Below are 15,407 nucleotides of genomic sequence, written 5' to 3'. Positions count from 1 at the left end.
ACTTAGATTGAGGCATATCCGGCTCCACGGATGTAATTGGCGCATTCTGCGGGCGGGAAGTGGTCGAGCAGTTTTCCGATGCGTCGCCATGTTGCCTCGACGGTGCGTTCGTTGGCCTTGCGGAGCAGACGCTTGAGCTTGGAGAACATCTCCTCGATGGGGTTCAGGTCGGGCGAGTAGGGCGGCAGGAAGAACAGCCTGATGCCCGCCGCCTTGAGCAATTTGCGCACGCGGCTGCCTTTGTGGCTGCCGAGATTGTCGACCACGATGATGCTGCCGGGTTCCAGCGCGGGGATCAGGAACTGCTCGACCCACGCGGTGAAGCTCTCGCCGTTTATCGGGCCATCGAGGACGCAAGGGGCCACGATGCCATCATGCCTGAGGCCAGCGATGAAGGTCAGCGTCTTCCAGTGGCCATGCGGCACCTTGTCGATCAGCGGCTCGCCCCGGTGATGCCAGCCATGGGTGCGGGTCATGTTGGTCTTCGCCCAGGTCTCGTCGATGAAGACCATGCGCTTGGGATCTACCCAGCGCTGGACCCAGCGCCAGCGGTTGCGGCGTCGGATGACGTCGGGCCGGTCCTGTTCCTTGGCGAAGAGCGTCTTTTTTTAAACGTCTTGCCCAAGCGGCCCATGAACCGCCACAGCGTGTCGCAGCAGACCACCACACCACGCTCTTCACGCAGCTGGGCCAGCAACTCGTGCAGCGTCAGGTCCTTCTTCTGCTCGATCCGCGCAAGCAACCACTCGCGCTCACGCGCCAGCAACGGGAGCATGTGACCGCCGACCTTGCCCGGCTCAACAGACCCGCGCGTTCGCCATGACTGCGCCCAGCGAACCCCCGTGGCCGGGCTCACCTCCAGCAACCGCGCAGCCCCCCGCGCCGACATGCCTCGATCCAGAGCCCGACAAAACCGAACCCGCAAATCCTGTGATAATGGCCTCATCCATGCTGGCCTCCTCACCAGTGGCCACCTTGAATCACACTTCCAACCGTCTGGAAATCCCCAACGATTCATTCAACATCGGAAAGACTCTATTGTCGACGATATTGGCCTGAAAATCCTTCACATCGACATGATAGCCGTTGATGTTGAAGATGACCGCGCCATCCAGCAGCCGCGTCTTGATCCCCGCTTCCCAGGTCGTGTTCGTCTCCGGCCGCACCACCGCCGTCGCCAGCACCGCCTGATTGGACGCATTGACCGGCAGGCCCGACATATTGATGCCGCCCGACTTCTGCCCCTTGGCGAAGCTCGCATAGGCCATCACCCCGTCGGCCACATCATAGGCGACATTCACGCGCCCCGACGCGCTGCCATCGCCATCATGCGCGCTATAGCTTTGCGCCCGCAGGATCGATTGCTGGTCCGCCTGCAACGCCGCCGTCGGCGCCACCCCGCCAAAGGTTCGCACGTCATAGACGCCGTCCTTCTCCTCATAGGTGTAGCGCAGGCCGCCCGTCACCGCGATCCGCTCCACCGGCCGCCACGTCACCTCACCGAATATGCCGAAGCTCTCGCTACGGAAATCCGTCCGCCCTTCGGTCTGATAGCCATCAAGCAGCGAAGACGTCCGCGTCGCGCTCGGCGCCAGCAGCCAGTAAGTTGCCAGCGGCCCATAAATGCTGATCGGCCGCCCCGTGATCTTCTGATGGAAATAATAAAGCCCCGCGACATATTCCAATCTGCCCGGCGTGTTCGATCCAATCCGAAACTCCTGACTATACTGGTCCTGCCGCGACGGAATATGCTGCGTCGTTTGGATATGCAGCCCCGTATAATCCCGGTCGTTCGCCGCATCCCAGTTCCAGAAGCGCCACGCACTGATCGACGTCAACGTCACGCCGCCCATCTTCCACTCGGCCGTCCCCGAAACCCCGCCCTCGTCCGTATCCACGCCCAGCGGCGCGTCATTATCCGTCACCCGGTCATAAGGGTTGAAGCTCGGCGGCGCATAGGGGCCACCCGGCGCACCGGCCGCCAGCGCCGCATAGCGCTGCCCCGCTGGTTTCAAAGTCGGCGCAACCCGCACGAACAGCTGCGCGCAACAGTTATTCTGGAAACTGGCCCAGTCACCCACCACCCGCACCGAAAGATCGGGCGAAGGCTGAAACAGCAACTGCCCCCGGATCGCATCATTGTGGATCCCATTCTGCCACTCGCCGCGCCGAACGTTGCGAATGTAGCCATCCTGCCGCGTCACCGCCCCCGACAAGCGAAACGCCAGAACATCGCCCGCGATCGGCCCGGTTACCGCCGCCTTCGCCTGCACGAAATCGCGGCTGCCATAGGAAATCTCGCCCTCGGCGCCAAAGTCGAAGCTCGGCCGCTTCGTCGTGATGCTGATCGCGCCCGCCGTCGTATTCTTGCCGAACAAAGTCCCCTGCGGCCCGCGCAGCACCTCGACCCGCTCCACATCGGCAAAGTCGAACGCCGCCGTCGCGGGCCGCGCATGATAAACGCCGTCCACATAGAAGCCCACGCCCGGCTCTAACCCGTCATTCGCCTGACTGACCGCCACCACGCTCGACCCCAGCCCGCGAATGGTGAAGGCCGTATTGCGCGGATTGGCCGAACTATAATTCAGCGCCGGAACCAGCTGGCTCAGCTGGTTCGTGTTGACCGTATAAGTCCGCGTCAGTTCATCGCCGCTAACAACGCTCAGCGAGGTAGGCACAGTCTGCGCATCCTCCTCACGCAACCGGGCCGTGACGATGATCGCCCCTTCCCCCGCCCCGTCCGCCGGTACGTCAGCAAACGCAACCCCCGGAAAACCGCCGCAAACCAGCGCGGCGCTCAACCAAACGCGTGACCCCTTAATCATGACTGCCCCCTTATCGTGGGCAGCTCGATACACAGAGCGCAAGCGATTCGCTATATACAATCGTATATAGCTAAGAGCGCCCGAAAGGTTCGCACCCTCCTCCGCGCCTCTGCACGAAGACATATCACGCGGGGACGCGGAGGCGCGGAGGCGCGGGGGCGCGGAGGCGCAATTAAAAGGCGAAGCCACAACTCCGATGCCACCGCTGCCCAACCACAAAGCCCGGTCCAAAGCACGAAGCTAACGCCAAGTCCCTCCGCGTCCCCGCGTCTCCGCGTGAACCAAAAAAATGGCGCGCCGGCCGACGCGCCCAACGGGAAGACCTTAAACCACCAACGAAACCACGCCACCCCCGGCATCCTACACGATGCCCAGGTGACGGAGCATCCTCCTCACTCGTCCGCCTGAACCGGCAACGGCTCGCCCCGCAACTCCCGCGCAAGGTCAGGCCAATGCGACCGCCCCGCCACACTCGCCGCCGCCTTCTGCAACCCGCGATATTGCGCCAGGACAGCGCGCCCCAAATCCGTCAGCACCGCGCCCTCACTGGACGTCGCCACCAGCGGCGCGGACCAGCATCGGTTCATCACATCCACCAGCATCCAGCATCGGCGATAGCTCATCTTCAGCTTCCGCCCAGCCGCCGAAATCGATCCCTCACTGGCGATCGCGTCGAGCAGATCGGCCTTGCCCGGCCCCATGGCGATCTGGTCGCCACAATAAAGCTGTATCTTGATCTTCAATGCCGGGCCGCTCATCCGCCCGTTATGGCATGGGCAGGCCGCCCCGCCAATCGCTGCGTCAGGTTCGCCGTTCCAGCACGGCGCCAATCATGCTGCGCCACACGGTAACATCGCCTGCCTGCGCCATCTGCTCATCTGGCTCACGCAGCGTATGAAGGATGGCATAAGCATCATCCAGATAGTTTTGCCAACTCGCATCCACCGCGCCCGCCGCATGGGGATCATCGCCCTCGCCATTCAGGCTCAGCTGGCGTCCGGCCAGCACCCGGGCAATGCGTTCGATCGCGGGAGTAGCGGAAGTCGGCATCAATAAGGCTCCTCTCACCGTGCAGCGTCATGCGCTTGGCGAACCGCCCGGCCACCGCCGATCCGGCTCGCCTCGCCCATGGATCATATCACCAATATCGCCGCCGTCTATTGCCCAGCCTTCTCATCCTCATCTTCTTCTTCGTGGAATCCCGACGAAGGAACCGGGTCGCCATGGTCACCCGGCTTGGTGGCCGACGGCGGATCGGACGCATCCATGCTGTCCATCAACCCTTCCTCCAGCTGCTCCTCGGGGGTGACGGCATGGTCCTGCGCATCCGTGGGACGCTCATCATGCGCTTCTTCACGGCTGTTGGGACGAATATCGGTCTTGTCGCTCATCTTGCTCTCCTCGGCGCAGCGGCCTTCGCGCGCCACGCAGGATCAACGGCCAGTCCCGATAGCCGGTTCCAAGGGAGCATCCTCCGCCAAAATCACGCCCCTCCGTCATTCGGGGCAGTGCTGCCAGCGCTCATTGTTCCCCCTCCCGCAGGCGGGAGGGGGTTAGGGGGTGGGCCAGCGCAACGCCCGCGATGAAGAGCCGATACCCCTCCCTCTCAAACGCAAAGCCTCAATTCCCCGCGCCCGGCACCTTATCCTTGCCCACCTCGGCAAAGCGGCTCGCATCCTGGCCCTGCGCCTTGGCGATCGCGATGGCGACCGGCTCACGGACATGATCCACCGCCGCGATCTGGCAGGACCGCAAATCCTGCATGGTCCGGCCCGGACATACCTTCACCGCAGCGCGGCGGATGCGGGCGTTCAGTTCCTGCTGACCCGACTTCTTCGACAGGTCCAGATCGTCATAGCGCACATCGATCGTGCGGCCGTTGGATTCAAACGGAATGACGCTCGCCTGCGCCGCCGCGCCCATCAGCACGGTGGCAGACAGAGCCGCCAACATGGCGCCGCCGGTGCGATTGATAAAAAAGGTCATGATTGGTCCCCCCTCGATTGAACTGCTTGGGACTCGCCGCTCTTCAGGCGACCTCGTCCGCTGTAAAGCCGGGAAGGCTGGGACCCGTCAGTCCTTCCGGCAGGGCGCAGATTTAAACAGGCCAGCTGCCCCTGTCGATCCCAAAAATCCTTGTTGTCGTAACGTAAAACACCGCTCGTCGAAATTGACCGAACAAGAAAACGCCCCCGGCGCAAGGGATGGCCGGGGGCGTATCCGGGATGCTGTCGGGCTATCCGGGATCTCACACATTTCCAAAAGTCGAGACGCCACCGCCGCAGCTTTCCCGTCACGACCCCTATACACCTGATCAGTTAATATCGCTCTATCTTTCGGCGACCCGCTGCGTGCGCGCGCTGGAAAGCATGGGCCGCTTGCGAGCCGCCGCCTGCCATCCCATATCCGCGCCCAATAGCCCAGCAACGGCCTTGCCCCCAAAGAACAAATCTGGAACAACACGCCCCATGAGTCTGACCACTATTTCCGTGCGCGGTGCGCGTGAGCACAACCTCAAGGGCGTGGACGTCGATCTCCCCCGCGACAGCCTGATCGTCATCACCGGCCTGTCCGGCTCGGGCAAATCCTCCCTAGCCTTCGACACCATCTATGCAGAGGGTCAGCGCCGCTATGTGGAGTCCCTCTCCGCTTATGCCCGCCAGTTCCTGGAGATGATGCAGAAGCCGGACGTCGAACACATCGACGGCCTCTCCCCCGCCATCTCGATCGAACAGAAGACGACCAGCCGCAACCCGCGCTCCACCGTCGCCACCGTCACCGAAATCTACGACTATATGCGCCTCCTCTGGGCTCGCGTCGGCATCCCCTATAGCCCCGCAACCGGCGAACCGATCAGCGCCCAGACCGTCAGTCAGATGGTCGATCGCGTCATGCAGCTTCCGCAAGGCACCCGCTTCTACCTCCTCGCCCCCGTCGTGCGCGGCCGCAAGGGCGAGTATAAGAAGGAACTGCTGGAATGGCAGAAGGCCGGCTACACCCGCGTCCGCATCGACGGCGAAATGTACCTGATCGAAGACGCCCCCGCCCTCGACAAGAAATACAAGCATGACATCGAAGTGGTGGTCGACCGCCTCGCCGTGGACGCCGACATGTCCACCCGCCTGGCCGACAGCTTCGAACAGGCGCTAAAGCTGGCGGATGGGTTAGCCTATGTGGATCTGGCGGACACCACCGTCGCGGAATTGAATAGCCCCTCCCCTTCAGGGGAGGGGTTGGGGTGGGGAAGTGCCCCAGGCGCCGGTTCTACGGGGACAGCCCCCACCCCCGGCCCCTCCCCTGAAGGGGAGGGGAGGAAGATGAAGGGCGCAGGCATCCCCGACAACCGCATAGTCTTCAGCGAAAAATTCGCCTGCCCCGTCAGCGGCTTCACCATCCCGGAGATCGAACCGCGCCTCTTCTCCTTCAACGCCCCGCAAGGCGCCTGCCCCGCCTGCGACGGCCTCGGAGAACGCCAGGAATTCGACCCCGAACTCGTCGTCCCCAACGAAGCCCTCACCCTCAAAAAGGGCGCCATCGTCCCCTGGGCCAAGTCCAACCCCCCCAGCCCCTACTACATGCAGGTCCTAGGCTCCCTCGCCAAGGAGTTCGGCTTCAACCTGGAAACCCCCTGGCAAGACCTCCCCGCCGAAGTCAAAATCATCATCCTCCACGGCACCGCAGGCAAGCCCGTCACCCTGAAATTCGTAGACGGCAAAAAATCCTACGAAGTCAAAAAACCCTTCGAAGGCGTCATCGGCAACCTCAACCGCCGCCTCCTCCAGACCGAATCCGCCTGGATGCGCGAGGAACTGAGCAAATACCAAACGGCCATGCCGTGTGAGACCTGCCACGGCGCCCGCCTCAAACCCGAAGCCCGCGCCGTCAAGATCGCGGGGGAGGACATCTCCATGTCCACCCGCCGCTCGGTGGTGGACGCGCTCGGCTTCTTCTCCACCCTCCCCGCCCAGCTCAACGACCAGCAGAACCAGATCGCCAAGGCCATCCTCAAGGAAATTGTCGAGCGCCTCGGCTTCCTCAACAATGTCGGCCTCGACTATCTGAACCTCGACCGCACCAGCGGCACCCTGTCGGGCGGCGAGTCCCAGCGCATCCGCCTCGCGTCCCAGATCGGCAGCGGCCTGTCGGGCGTCCTCTACGTCCTCGACGAACCCTCGATCGGCCTGCACCAGCGCGACAATGACCGCCTGCTCATCACCCTCAAGCGCCTGCGCGACCTCGGCAACACCGTCATCGTCGTGGAGCATGACGAGGACGCGATCCGCATGGCCGACTATATCGTCGACATGGGACCGGGCGCAGGCGTCCACGGCGGCACCATCGTCGCGCAGGGCTCCCTCAACGAACTGCTCGCCCACAAGGACAGCCTGACCGCGGATTACCTCAACGGCACCCGCCGCATCGAAGTCCCCGCAAAGCGCCGCAAGGGCAATGGCAAGAAGCTCACCGTCCACAACGCCCGCGCCAACAACCTGCAAAACGTCACCGCCAGCATCCCCCTCGGCACCTTCACCTGCATCACCGGCGTGTCAGGATCGGGCAAGTCCAGCTTCACCATCGACACCCTCTACGCCGCGTCCGCCCGCACCCTCAACGGAGCCCGCATCGTCGCAGGCCCCCACGACAAGGTCACCGGCCTTGAACATTGCGACAAGGTGATCGACATCGACCAGTCGCCCATCGGCCGCACCCCGCGCTCCAACCCCGCGACCTATACCGGAGCCTTCACCAACATCCGCGACTGGTTCGCGGGCCTCCCCGAAGCCCAGGCGCGCGGCTACAAGCCCGGCCGCTTCAGCTTCAATGTCAAGGGCGGCCGCTGCGAAGCCTGCACCGGCGACGGCCTCCTCAAGATCGAGATGCACTTCCTCCCCGACGTCTACGTGACCTGTGACGTCTGCCACGGCGCGCGCTACAATCGCGAAACGCTGGAGGTGAAGTTCAAGGGCCACAGCATCGCCGACGTCCTCGACATGACGGTCGAGGACGCGGTCGAATTCTTCAAGGCCGTGCCCCCCATCCGCGACAAGATGGCCATGCTCGCCGAAGTCGGTCTCGGCTATATCAAGGTCGGGCAGCAGGCCACCACCCTATCCGGCGGCGAAGCCCAGCGCGTCAAGCTCGCCAAGGAACTCTCCCGTAGAGCCACCGGCCAGACCCTCTACATATTGGACGAGCCCACCACCGGCCTCCACTTCGAAGACGTCCGCAAACTGCTCGAAGTCCTCCACGCCCTGGTCGAACAGGGCAACAGCGTGGTCGTGATCGAGCATAATCTAGACGTCATCAAGACCGCCGACTGGATCATCGACATGGGCCCCGAAGGCGGCGTCAAGGGCGGCGAAGTCGTCGCCGAAGGCACGCCCGAAAAGGTAGCGAAGAACGCCCGGAGCTTTACCGGGCGCTATCTTGCGCCGTTGTTGGGTATGGAGGCTGTGGCGGCGGAGTGAGAATGTACGGTTCAGTTAAGCTGTAGCTGAGCTGTTTTCTGCCAGCTGCGCAGTAACTTTTTCTTTTCCAAGCGGGAAAGTTCCTAAAATACGCCGGGGGAGCTCAATTTCAAACTCTTTAGACAAATAGTTTTTCAAATGGTCTCTGAGAAGATGCATTTTTAGTTCCGCTCTTAGCTTGTAGATATCTTCATCATCCAAGTTAAGGTTGTGCTCCGATGAGCTGGATATATCTTTTGCGATTATACTTATCTTCGTAAGAGACAGTCTTTGGTTATTTATCTTTATCATTTCCGATACAAAGACGCGAGCGATCTTGTAACAGGCCGTGATTATAGCTACTGCAATCGCCACGTAGGGTATTCGAGACAACAGGACAGCTTCTATGTTGATCTTCGGGTCCCTCGATATAATCACGGAAAGATCTGCGGCCCCCTTCACCAAAAGAATGAACATAAGAAGTATAATCGATATCGGAACCAAAATTATCTTCCAATATTGCCCGATGTTTTTGCTACCTTGATTAACGAAGGCGGATATCTCGGACGGGAATAGATTTATATCGTCTCTGAGAGATTTAAGCGTTTTTTCTGAATCTACTATTTTTTCAGACAGCTGCCTATATTCTTGCTGCTTGGACACCACATCGGCGTCTATCCGGTCTAGCCTGTCCTTAGATGATTTAATAGATTCCTCAGCTGCGCTATTCTCCGTGATCAACTCATTCTTCGTCAGCGCCAATTGATCGACAGACTTCTTAGCCCGCGCCGCGGTTGATTTCAGCTGGTTGATCTCTCTAAGTATTGCAGCCCGCTCATTGTCGGCCGCTTTTGCGGCCTCTTCCCTTTCTTGCGCAGCTTCCAAACGGACCGTAATTTTATCAAGACATTGATCTTTATATGCCTCAATCGCATTCAGGCTACCAAGCGCGCTCCGGATGTTCTTCGGTTCAACACCAAAAACTCTGACCTCTAGAATGGCTGTATCACTGAATAGGGCTAGAGGCGGTCGGAACGAGAGCTTCCGGCAGATTCCATTTATCTCGAACGACCAAGTCGTACCGTCGGCCTCCGCGAGTCCAGTTATCTCGCTGCCGTTTTCATTGGTCCACCTGAATTCAAAGTCTTTGACACTGCTATAGCCTCGCGCGTCGACCTGAACCTCGGTAACTAGAGCAGGGCTCAAAAATCTGTAATTGTACCACCGATGTTGCCCGTCCATTGGTTCGTTATCATCAGATGTCGCAAGCAGCTTAGTAGTTCGATTGGACGCGCGGTCGAAGAATTGGAAAGGGAGTTGGTTAACGCCTTCGTTGCTCATTGCTGCGAAACGCGCTCTTACCGTTTCTACTTCGTCTGCTGATTGATCAGCCACAGTCATCCCCCATTGCTTTCATCTCGGTGACCCCCTGCAGATTTTTACCCATCGCCGAGGGATTTTCAATTAAGTTTCGAGCACTTCTTTCTACTGAATCGTTCGACAAGCGGAGAGCATTACCCAAAGATGGATAGAAGCATCCGCTACGAACGGCAGGCGATTATGGCATCGACGACCTCAACTCCTGAACCGATCAGCAGGAAGAACTCGGTGGCCGCATCTCCCGCCACCGCCCCGCCTCCAAAAAGGCGCTGCTCAAAGCCATCAAGAACGCTGGCGGGAATTGGTAATACGCCGTTGGAAGCGTCATCACCTACTGATATGCTGCACTCATGACCAAACTCACCCCCATCGAGTCCGAGTTCGCGACGACCGAGGAAGCCGAGGCTTATGACGCCTGGTTCCGGGCGAAGATCGAGGCGAGGCTGGCGTCCAAAAGCCCCCGCATCCCGCATGATGAGGTCATGGCCCGGATGCAAAGGATCATCGACCGGCGCAAGAACGCCTGATGCTCCCACTCATCTGGCTCGAAGAGGCGCTGGACGATCTCGAAGCCATCACCGATTTCATAGAGATGCAGAACCCGGCCGCTGCCGCGAGGCTTGGCGCTGCCATTCGCAACACGGCCGAGCGCCTGCCCGATCATCCCTATATGTATCGCGCCGGTCGGTTGCCCGAGACACGTGAAGCCTTGATCACGCCCAACTACGTCCTCGTCTATCGGGTCACAGATGCCATCGAAATCATGGCCATTCTCCACACCCGCCAGCAATATCCCTGATCAACTGAGTTTGAAGGACGCGCCATGTCATCCGATGATCGCTGGCCCCGCATAATCTCCATGCCAGAATTCGCGGAAAAGATCGCCCGCCGCCGCGCCGAACTCGGCATTACCGATGCCGACATACCCCGCAACTCCGGCCTCCGCCGCACCGCCTCCAAAAAGGCGCTGCTCAAAGCCATCAAGGACGCTGGCGGCAGCTGGTAGCCTAGCCCCACCACTGTTCCCATTTTGTTCTGTCCTACAACCCCTCACCTTTGATACCGTCCCGGCAAACCCTCCCCTAAAGCGGAGCTTTTGCCATGTCCTACCACTTCCCCCCGCTCCCCACCCCCGCCGAGCAAGTCCGCGCCGACGGCTGGAGTCCCACGCGGCAGCGGCAGTTCCTGGAAACCCTCGCCGCCACCGGCATCATCACCACGGCCTGCGACGCCGTCCACATCTCCGCCCGCGCCGCCTATGCCTTGCGCATCCGCCGCGACGGCGCGGCCTTTCGCCTCGGCTGGGACGCGGCCATCCTCATCGCCCGCGCACGCCTCGCCGACGAACTGCTCGCCCGCGCCTTGAACGGCCATGAGGAAGTGATCCGCAAGGACGAAGACACCATCACCCGCCACCGCCACGACAACCGTCTCGCCATGTCGATGCTCTCCCGCCTCGACCGCATGGCCGACAGCCCGCCCGAAGGTTCCGACGCCGCCCTCGCCCGCGTCGTGGCGCAGGATTTCGCCGCCTATCTCGACATGCTCTGCCCACAGGACCAGCAATCCGCGCCCGACCAAACACCGGCGCAGGAAAACCACCCCGGCCTCGTCCCGCCCTCCACCCCCATCACGCCGGACATGGACGAAGCCTCCTCACACGACGCCGGCCTGCGCGATCCCGCGCTTGGGGCCTGCATCGAAGCCGCCGCCACCGCCCTCTCCCCCGGCGCCTCCGCCGCGCTCTTCATCGCCGCCCGCATGGCGCTGCATGAGGGCAAAAGGGCCGCCAATGCGGGTTACGCCCACCCCTTCCATGAACGGTGTGAACTTCGCCCTCCGCTGGTCGATCGCGCCACCCTTCCGCCCGACGAAGCCGCCGCCCGCCTGCGCGGCGCATGGTGGGATGACGAACGCGAAGCCTTGCGCACCGACTATCCCGCCCCGCCCGGATTCGACGGCGAAGAAAGCGACGCAATCTACGACATAGACGGTTATGAGCGAGACCTGACCCCACAGGAAAGCGAAGCCCTGGCGGCGCTGGATGAAGCCCAGCGCCGCCCCTATGAAATCGCCGCCGCATTGGCGCGGGACGCCTTTTTCGGTTTCACGGCGTTGGAACAGGCGGGGTGATGGGATGGCAGGAGGCTTGCGGCAAATTCACCGTGCTCCTGCGTAGGCAGGAACACGCTCTTCCATTTCACCACCCCAGCAATCCCCCGCGCCTTGCAATTTCCTCCCCCATCCCCTACATACACGCTGCTACAGTCGCAAATCGACGGTCTTTAGGCGCTTTGCGGCACCAAACTTCCTTCTTTCCCTGCCCCTCTAGCGACCGGTCCGTCCACGCTGGACAGACCGTACGAACGAAGGAACTACCATGAGCATCACCGGAACCGTCAAATTCTTCAACGCCGACAAGGGCTATGGCTTCATCGCCCCTGACGACGGCACCCCCGACGCGTTCGTCCACATCACCGCTGTCGAGCGCGCTGGCCTGGCCACGCTGCGCGAAAAGGACCGCGTTTCCTACGATCTGGAACAGGACCGTCGTGGCAAGATGGCGGCCGTAAATCTTCAGCACGCTGAATAAGCCATGCTGATCGTCCGGGCGCCGTTTCCATGGCGCCCGGGCACTATCTGACAAAGGAGCGCATATGACGCACCCCGACTATCGCGCCCTCGCCGCCCAGGCTCACAACGAAGCCCAGGCCGCCACCCTCACCAACGTCCGCGACCGCTGCCTCCGTTCGGAAGCGACCTTCCTCGCCATGGCCGAACGCCAGGACCTCGCCGACCGCAACCGCGCCCGCCGCGAAGCTGCCTCAGCCGCTGCGCTTGCAGAAAGCACCGCCGCCAACGCCTGAAGCAGTGCTGGCCGGGCACACCCGGTCATGCCCCCCCGGAGGCGATCGATCGACCAGGCCGGGAAACACGCACCAAAAAACACGCGGATTCCTGCGGCTCTGCCCTGTGACATCACGGCCCCGACAGCCCGCCGCTCCGGCACATCGCCACAGCCGCTCATCTTGTCGAATACTCCAAAGCGTCCGGAACCCGACGCCTCCTGACCGGTTATCTCCGCGACCCTGACAGGAACATCCGGCAAGGAGCTAGACCCAATGATCCGCACTCTCATTTTCGGCGCCATCGCAGGCTATGTCGGCAAAAAGCTGTATGACGAAGGCAAGCTGACCGAGTTCAAAGAAGACCTCGTCACCCGCTACAACAAGGCCCGCGACGACATCTCGAACCGCGCCAGCAGCTCCACCAGCAGCAGTCTTCGCGGCAGTGACATGTCCCCGGCGATCACGCCCACCCAAACGCGCCACACGACGTCGGGCTCGCCCCTCGCCAGCTGACATCCGGCTGACACTTTAAAATTTACAATCCGGCGGCTTATCCCTCTGGCCGCTGGCCACCGCCCGCCCGGCCCGCGTTCCCCCCTTTCGCGGCGCCGTGGCGGGTGGACTATTTCCGCCAGCCTCCCTCTCTCCATGAAGCCGTTCCGCCCACGCAACTTACCCCGATTTGAAGGGTTGTTACGCAGCCGGGGGCCAAGGAATAGGAGAGTGATTGATGCGCACCCCGATAATCGCCGCCGCCTTGCTGGCCCTGCCGCTGGCGGCCTGCACCACGGATCGCTACAGCGACCGCTATGGCTACAACCGCCCCGCAGGAAGCTATTCCGGGCGGGTAATTACCGACGACGACTATATCTACCGCGACAATGACGGCCGCTATTATTGCAAGCGTAGCGACGGCACCACTGGCACGATAGTCGGCGCGATCGCGGGCGGCGTGTTGGGCAATATCATCGCCCCCGGCGGCTCCAAGACGCTCGGCACCATCCTCGGCGCAGGCGGCGGCGCAATCGCCGGCAACGCGATCGACCGCAGCAGCGTCCGCTGCGAATAAGAAAAAAGGGCGCGACCCCCGGCCGCGCCCTCTTCACTATCCTTCCGGGATGAGGAAGTTGCTTACAGCTTACCAGTAAGCTCCGGCACAACCTTGAACAGGTCACCCACCAGGCCGATGTCCGCCACCTGGAAGATCGGCGCGTCCTCATCCTTGTTGATGGCGATGATGGTCTTGCTGTCCTTCATCCCCGCCAGATGCTGGATCGCACCGGAGATACCAACAGCGATATAGACCTCCGGCGCCACGATCTTGCCCGTCTGGCCGACCTGATAATCGTTCGGCACATAACCCGCATCGACAGCCGCGCGCGACGCACCAACCGCCGCGCCCAGCTTGTCGGCCAGCGGATAGATCACTTCCTCAAAGGTCGGCCCATCCTTCAGCGCACGGCCACCCGACACGATGATCTTGGCCGAGGTCAGTTCCGGACGCTCCTGCTTGGCGATCTCCGCGCCGACGAAGCTCGACAGACCCTTGTCGCCCGTCGAAGCCACGGCTTCCACCGCGCCCGAACCACCCTCACGCGCCGCCTTCTCAAAAGCGGTGCCACGCACGGTGATCACCTTCTTGGCGTCCTTCGACTTGACGGTCGCGATCGCGTTGCCCGCATAGATCGGACGCGTGAACGTGTCTTCGCTTTCAACCGACAGGATGTCGCTGATCTGCATCACGTCGAGCAGAGCCGCGACGCGCGGCGCGATGTTCTTGCCGTTGCTGGTGGCGGGCGCGACGAACGCGTCATGGCTGCCCATCAGCTCGACGATCAGCGGCGCGACATTCTCAGGCAAAGCATGGCCAAAGGCCGCGTCGTCCGCGACATGGACCTTGCCCACGCCCGCGATCTTCGCGGCTGCATCGGCCACGCCGCCAACACCGGCGCCCGCCACCAGCAGATGCACTTCACCCAGCTTGGCAGCGGCAGTGACCGCGGAAAGGGTCGCGTCCTTGACGGCGCCGCCCTCATGTTCAACCCAGACAAGCGTCTTCATGCTGCAACTCCCAGAGCCTTGAGCTTCGCGACCAGTTCATCGACATCGGCGACCTTGACGCCAGCCGAACGCTTGGCAGGCTCGCTGACCTTGAGCGTTTCCAGACGCGGCGCGATATCGACGCCATAATCGGCGGGCGTCTTGTTCGCGAGCGGCTTGCTCTTCGCCTTCATGATGTTGGGCAGCGAGGCATAGCGCGGCTCATTCAAACGCAGGTCGGTCGTGACGATCGCGGGAACGTTCAGCTTCACCGTCTCCAGGCCGCCATCGACTTCACGCGTCACGCTGACCTTGTCGCCTTCGACCTCGACCTTCGACGCGAAGGTGCCCTGCGGCAGGTTCAGCAGCGCCGCGAGCATCTGGCCGGTCTGGTTGCTGTCATCATCGATCGCCTGCTTGCCCAGGATGATCAGGCCAGCGCCTTCCTCTTCCTGCACCTTGGCGAGCAGCTTGGCCACGCCCAGCGGCTCGACCTCATCATCGGTCTGGATCAGGATGGCGCGATCCGCGCCCATCGCCAGCGCCGTGCGCAGCGTCTCCTGCGCCTTCGCAACGCCGATCGACACCGCCACAACCTCGGTCGCCACGCCTTTTTCCTTCAGGCGAATGGCTTCCTCGACCGCAATTTCATCGAACGGGTTCATGCTCATCTTGACGTTCGCCAGATCAACACCCGTCCCATCCGCCTTCACGCGCGGCTTCACATTATAGTCAATGACCCGCTTCACGGGCACAAGGATCCTCATCGCAACATCCTTTCGTTTTCACGCCACAGCCCGCATATGCGGACAAGGACGCAGGCGGTCCCCAACGACCGCCTGCGCCCCATGGTGTTTGTTTAAATG

18 protein-coding genes are annotated in these 15,407 nt (G+C 61.8%); 9 read left to right on the top strand and 9 right to left on the bottom strand.

Annotation, left to right across the window (positions count from 1 at the left end; genetic code table 11):
• Window positions 1-2: 2 nt before the first annotated feature.
• From ACZ5YV_RS01745 to ACZ5YV_RS01720, 6 genes are all read right to left on the bottom strand, one after another.
• Window positions 3-946 (bottom strand): IS630 family transposase gene (locus ACZ5YV_RS01745; RefSeq protein ID WP_464786945.1). Its coding sequence is split into 2 segments (ribosomal slippage): window positions 3-608 and window positions 611-946, totalling 942 coding nucleotides; the frame shifts between segments, so codons are not numbered across the junction.
• A gap of 34 nt (window positions 947-980) precedes the next feature.
• Window positions 981-2,825 carry a TonB-dependent receptor gene (locus tag ACZ5YV_RS01740; protein ID WP_464788306.1) on the bottom strand — a complete coding sequence of 615 codons (1,845 nt, stop codon included), beginning with the start codon at window positions 2,823-2,825 and terminating at the stop codon, window positions 981-983.
• Window positions 2,826-3,217: 392 nt separating this feature from the next.
• Entirely contained in the window at window positions 3,218-3,583 is a 366-nt protein-coding gene (locus ACZ5YV_RS01735; RefSeq protein WP_464788305.1) for a winged helix-turn-helix domain-containing protein, read from the bottom strand.
• Window positions 3,584-3,626: 43 nt separating this feature from the next.
• The gene (locus tag ACZ5YV_RS01730; protein WP_464788304.1) at window positions 3,627-3,875 is read right to left on the bottom strand and encodes a hypothetical protein; all 249 of its coding nucleotides are present in this window, start codon (window positions 3,873-3,875) and stop codon (window positions 3,627-3,629) included.
• 107 nt (window positions 3,876-3,982) lie between these two features.
• Window positions 3,983-4,216 carry a hypothetical protein gene (locus ACZ5YV_RS01725; RefSeq protein WP_464788303.1) on the bottom strand — a complete coding sequence of 78 codons (234 nt, stop codon included), beginning with the start codon at window positions 4,214-4,216 and terminating at the stop codon, window positions 3,983-3,985.
• Window positions 4,217-4,445: 229 nt separating this feature from the next.
• Window positions 4,446-4,811, bottom strand: coding sequence for a UrcA family protein (locus ACZ5YV_RS01720; RefSeq protein WP_460987616.1), 366 nt, complete (start codon window positions 4,809-4,811; stop codon window positions 4,446-4,448).
• 482 nt (window positions 4,812-5,293) lie between these two features.
• Between ACZ5YV_RS01720 and uvrA the strand changes: the two genes are divergently transcribed.
• The gene (gene uvrA / locus ACZ5YV_RS01715; RefSeq protein WP_464788302.1) at window positions 5,294-8,293 is read left to right on the top strand and encodes an excinuclease ABC subunit UvrA; all 3,000 of its coding nucleotides are present in this window, start codon (window positions 5,294-5,296) and stop codon (window positions 8,291-8,293) included.
• A gap of 15 nt (window positions 8,294-8,308) precedes the next feature.
• On the opposite strand, the gene ACZ5YV_RS01710 is transcribed toward uvrA, so the two are convergent.
• Entirely contained in the window at window positions 8,309-9,673 is a 1,365-nt protein-coding gene (locus tag ACZ5YV_RS01710; protein WP_464788301.1) for a hypothetical protein, read from the bottom strand.
• 329 nt (window positions 9,674-10,002) lie between these two features.
• On the opposite strand from ACZ5YV_RS01710, the gene relB reads away from it, so the two are divergent.
• The 8 genes from relB (at window position 10,003) to ACZ5YV_RS01670 (ending at window position 13,570) form a co-directional block, all read left to right on the top strand.
• A complete protein-coding gene (relB, locus tag ACZ5YV_RS01705) occupies window positions 10,003-10,179 on the top strand; it encodes a type II toxin-antitoxin system RelB family antitoxin (protein WP_464788300.1) in 177 nt (58 codons plus the stop codon).
• Window positions 10,179-10,451 carry a type II toxin-antitoxin system RelE/ParE family toxin gene (locus ACZ5YV_RS01700; protein WP_464788299.1) on the top strand — a complete coding sequence of 91 codons (273 nt, stop codon included), beginning with the start codon at window positions 10,179-10,181 and terminating at the stop codon, window positions 10,449-10,451. The genes relB and ACZ5YV_RS01700 overlap by 1 nt, the downstream gene beginning before the upstream one ends.
• Window positions 10,452-10,475: 24 nt before the next feature.
• Window positions 10,476-10,658: a hypothetical protein gene (locus ACZ5YV_RS01695; RefSeq protein WP_464788298.1), complete on the top strand. Its 183-nt coding sequence runs from the start codon at window positions 10,476-10,478 to the stop codon at window positions 10,656-10,658.
• 95 nt (window positions 10,659-10,753) lie between these two features.
• Complete coding sequence (locus ACZ5YV_RS01690) at window positions 10,754-11,785, top strand: hypothetical protein (RefSeq protein WP_464788297.1); 1,032 nt, start codon at window positions 10,754-10,756, stop codon at window positions 11,783-11,785.
• A gap of 247 nt (window positions 11,786-12,032) precedes the next feature.
• Entirely contained in the window at window positions 12,033-12,245 is a 213-nt protein-coding gene (locus ACZ5YV_RS01685) for a cold-shock protein (RefSeq protein WP_097092702.1), read from the top strand.
• A 64-nt stretch (window positions 12,246-12,309) separates the two neighbouring features.
• A complete protein-coding gene (locus ACZ5YV_RS01680) occupies window positions 12,310-12,519 on the top strand; it encodes a hypothetical protein (protein ID WP_464788296.1) in 210 nt (69 codons plus the stop codon).
• A gap of 255 nt (window positions 12,520-12,774) precedes the next feature.
• Window positions 12,775-13,014 (top strand): hypothetical protein, encoded by a 240-nt coding sequence (locus ACZ5YV_RS01675; RefSeq protein WP_464788295.1) that lies wholly within the window; start codon window positions 12,775-12,777, stop codon window positions 13,012-13,014.
• Between the two features lie 217 nt (window positions 13,015-13,231).
• Window positions 13,232-13,570, top strand: a complete 339-nt coding sequence (locus ACZ5YV_RS01670; RefSeq protein ID WP_464788294.1) for a glycine zipper 2TM domain-containing protein — start codon at window positions 13,232-13,234, stop codon at window positions 13,568-13,570.
• 62 nt (window positions 13,571-13,632) lie between these two features.
• Here ACZ5YV_RS01670 and ACZ5YV_RS01665 read toward each other — a convergent pair whose 3' ends face one another.
• Window positions 13,633-14,562, bottom strand: coding sequence for an electron transfer flavoprotein subunit alpha/FixB family protein (locus tag ACZ5YV_RS01665; protein WP_464788293.1), 930 nt, complete (start codon window positions 14,560-14,562; stop codon window positions 13,633-13,635).
• Window positions 14,559-15,308, bottom strand: a complete 750-nt coding sequence (locus tag ACZ5YV_RS01660) for an electron transfer flavoprotein subunit beta/FixA family protein (protein WP_464788292.1) — start codon at window positions 15,306-15,308, stop codon at window positions 14,559-14,561. The genes ACZ5YV_RS01665 and ACZ5YV_RS01660 overlap by 4 nt, the downstream gene beginning before the upstream one ends.
• Window positions 15,309-15,407: the final 99 nt, after the last annotated feature.

Source organism: Sphingobium sp. TomTYG46, assembly GCF_055396345.1.
This window is presented reverse-complemented; position numbering and strand designations above follow the sequence as displayed.

What these genes read in the sequence shown, in the direction of transcription:
- ACZ5YV_RS01740 (WP_464788306.1), bottom strand. Translation starts at nt 2,825, where the DNA reads ATGATTAAGGGGTCACGCGTTTGGTTGAGCGCCGCGCTGGTTTGCGGC.
- ACZ5YV_RS01700 (WP_464788299.1), top strand. Translation starts at nt 10,179, where the DNA reads ATGCTCCCACTCATCTGGCTCGAAGAGGCGCTGGACGATCTCGAAGCC.
- ACZ5YV_RS01720 (WP_460987616.1), bottom strand. Translation starts at nt 4,811, where the DNA reads ATGACCTTTTTTATCAATCGCACCGGCGGCGCCATGTTGGCGGCTCTG.
- ACZ5YV_RS01670 (WP_464788294.1), top strand. Translation starts at nt 13,232, where the DNA reads ATGCGCACCCCGATAATCGCCGCCGCCTTGCTGGCCCTGCCGCTGGCG.
- ACZ5YV_RS01725 (WP_464788303.1), bottom strand. Translation starts at nt 4,216, where the DNA reads ATGAGCGACAAGACCGATATTCGTCCCAACAGCCGTGAAGAAGCGCAT.
- ACZ5YV_RS01735 (WP_464788305.1), bottom strand. Translation starts at nt 3,583, where the DNA reads ATGAGCGGCCCGGCATTGAAGATCAAGATACAGCTTTATTGTGGCGAC.
- ACZ5YV_RS01665 (WP_464788293.1), bottom strand. Translation starts at nt 14,562, where the DNA reads ATGAAGACGCTTGTCTGGGTTGAACATGAGGGCGGCGCCGTCAAGGAC.
- ACZ5YV_RS01685 (WP_097092702.1), top strand. Translation starts at nt 12,033, where the DNA reads ATGAGCATCACCGGAACCGTCAAATTCTTCAACGCCGACAAGGGCTAT.
- ACZ5YV_RS01680 (WP_464788296.1), top strand. Translation starts at nt 12,310, where the DNA reads ATGACGCACCCCGACTATCGCGCCCTCGCCGCCCAGGCTCACAACGAA.
- ACZ5YV_RS01730 (WP_464788304.1), bottom strand. Translation starts at nt 3,875, where the DNA reads ATGCCGACTTCCGCTACTCCCGCGATCGAACGCATTGCCCGGGTGCTG.
- ACZ5YV_RS01710 (WP_464788301.1), bottom strand. Translation starts at nt 9,673, where the DNA reads ATGACTGTGGCTGATCAATCAGCAGACGAAGTAGAAACGGTAAGAGCG.
- relB (WP_464788300.1), top strand. Translation starts at nt 10,003, where the DNA reads ATGACCAAACTCACCCCCATCGAGTCCGAGTTCGCGACGACCGAGGAA.
- ACZ5YV_RS01660 (WP_464788292.1), bottom strand. Translation starts at nt 15,308, where the DNA reads ATGAGGATCCTTGTGCCCGTGAAGCGGGTCATTGACTATAATGTGAAG.
- ACZ5YV_RS01690 (WP_464788297.1), top strand. Translation starts at nt 10,754, where the DNA reads ATGTCCTACCACTTCCCCCCGCTCCCCACCCCCGCCGAGCAAGTCCGC.
- ACZ5YV_RS01695 (WP_464788298.1), top strand. Translation starts at nt 10,476, where the DNA reads ATGTCATCCGATGATCGCTGGCCCCGCATAATCTCCATGCCAGAATTC.
- ACZ5YV_RS01675 (WP_464788295.1), top strand. Translation starts at nt 12,775, where the DNA reads ATGATCCGCACTCTCATTTTCGGCGCCATCGCAGGCTATGTCGGCAAA.
- uvrA (WP_464788302.1), top strand. Translation starts at nt 5,294, where the DNA reads ATGAGTCTGACCACTATTTCCGTGCGCGGTGCGCGTGAGCACAACCTC.